The 1,933-nt window shown below is 64.6% G+C and carries 2 protein-coding genes; both read right to left on the reverse strand.

What is annotated here, in order from left to right; genetic code table 11:
* Window positions 1-16 precede the first annotated feature (16 nt).
* The gene (locus EOA27_RS34260) at window positions 17-208 is read right to left on the reverse strand and encodes a hypothetical protein (RefSeq protein WP_127258481.1); all 192 of its coding nucleotides are present in this window, start codon (window positions 206-208) and stop codon (window positions 17-19) included.
* 83 nt (window positions 209-291) lie between these two features.
* A partial coding sequence (locus tag EOA27_RS34265; RefSeq protein ID WP_145970752.1) for a tetratricopeptide repeat protein occupies window positions 292-1,933 on the reverse strand: 1,642 nt, incomplete at its 5' end.

Raw genomic sequence — 1,933 nt, forward strand, 5'->3', positions numbered from 1 at the left:
CGTGTCGTGAACGCTGTCACCACCCGCCGCCACCGCCGCCACCACCCCCACCCAGAGGCGCGATGACAGGCGCGGGTTCGCTCGTCACCGGCTTGATCGGCCTCCTGGCGGTCGCCTTCTTTTGCTTGACCACCGTCGGCGTCGTCGTCACGCGGACTTGCTTGGTCGGCTGTTTCGCTGTCGGCGCCGGCTCGAACCTGGGCGCCACGGTCGTGCATCCCGCGACCGCAAGGAAAAATGTTGCAATGACCGCTTGCTTCAATGCCCCGCCCACCACTGCCTCCTTGTTGATCAGAATAGGTCCCGACGCGGATTGGATTGCTCCCAGACGGCTCTGGCCGTCTTGATCAATTGGTCGTCTACCGACCCGCCGGCGGAAATTTTCGATTTGAGCTCCGAACGCAATTGCTTCAACGCAGCCGTCTTCGGCTTCGTGCCGAACTGCGCGAGGGTCGTCCGAGCGCCCGGTAACTCGTTACGAAGATCAAGTCCTGCCGCGAACGCCAGATAGCGAACGGCGACCGCCTGATCGGATTTGTCGCCCTTCTGCATCTCGATAGCCGCGCGATCATAGGCCGCCGAGTAGTCGCCGCGATCGGTCGCCAGCTCGAACAGCCTCTGCGCTTCGGCAAGGTTCTTGTCGACGCCGTCACCATCCCGGTACATGCGCGCAAGACTGCCGGGCGCATAGGGCTGGCCGAGATCCATCGCCTTTTGGAAAAGCGCCTGGGCTTGCTTGGTATCCTTCTCGACGCCGCGTCCGCTGAGATAGTTGCGGCCGAGAATGTTCATCGAATACATGTCCTGGCGCTCGACGCCCGCCTTGAGGAAGGCAACGGCGCGAGCCGGGTCGGCGGGCACGCCATTGCGGCCTTCGGTGAAGATCGCCGCAAGATCGTTCATCGCGTAGGTATGGCCCATAGCCGCCGCCTTCAGCAGCAGGTCGAGGCCCTTGCCAGTATCGCGCTGAACGCCGAGACCATTGAACAGCGCGCGTCCCCAGGCGGTCATTCCATAGGGATCGCCTTTGTCAGACGCCTTTGCATAGAAGCCATTCGCCTTCGCCGGATCCACGGCCGTTCCTATGCCGGACGAAGCGATATAGCCCAGCTCGAACACAGCGCGGACATGTCCCTTGTCGGCGGCGTCCTGGATTGCCTTCTTGGCCTCGTCGACCTTGCCGGCGGCCAGCAGCGCGCGGCCGAGTTCGTAGTGGAATCGCGCGACATCGGGATAGGCCTTCACCGCCGCCCGGCAGGCGTCCACCGCGCCGGCGCCGATCTCATTCGGCAAGAGGCCGGGGACGACGCCCTGCAGGTCCAAAGGCTCGCCTGCCTTCTGGTCGCACCGATCGACACTGGGCGACAGCTTCATCGTCGCCGGCTTTGACGGTGTGTTGTCGGCCCTGATTTCGACGCCGACTATCAATGGCTGGACCGTGCCTATCTGCGGCTCGTAGCGCAGTTTATCGACTTCATCGGCCGTCAGGCTCGATTGCGGCGACAGTGTCCGATCCGGCAGGGACAGCGTCCCGGTTGCCGGATAGCTCGCGAGCTTCACGCTGACCGCCGGATCCTTGGTCGGCAAATCCAGCTTCAGCGGAACCGGGCCGACACCGACCGGCACGTTCACGTCGTGGTTCTCGATCGCTTCGGCGGCGCCGGCGATGTGGATGCCGCGCTCCACCACCTGCTGCTTCTGCTCGGACTCCAGGGAGGCCACGAGCTGCTTGCCGGCGGCGCCGTCGCCGTTCTTGACCCGGAACACGAGGATGCCTTGCGATCCGCCGCCCCACTCGTCATGCGCAGCATAGGCCAGCATGTCGACCTGGTCCTCGGCGTCGGCGCCCTTCGGCACGTCCATCTGGAGCCGCGGCAGATCCTTGCCCTCTATTGGCTGGCCCGTCGCGACCGGCTTGCCGTCCAGGATCAGG

Origin of the sequence: Mesorhizobium sp. M2A.F.Ca.ET.037.01.1.1 (genome assembly GCF_003998075.1) — a bacterium.
Taxonomy (GTDB): Bacteria; Pseudomonadota; Alphaproteobacteria; order Rhizobiales; family Rhizobiaceae; genus Mesorhizobium.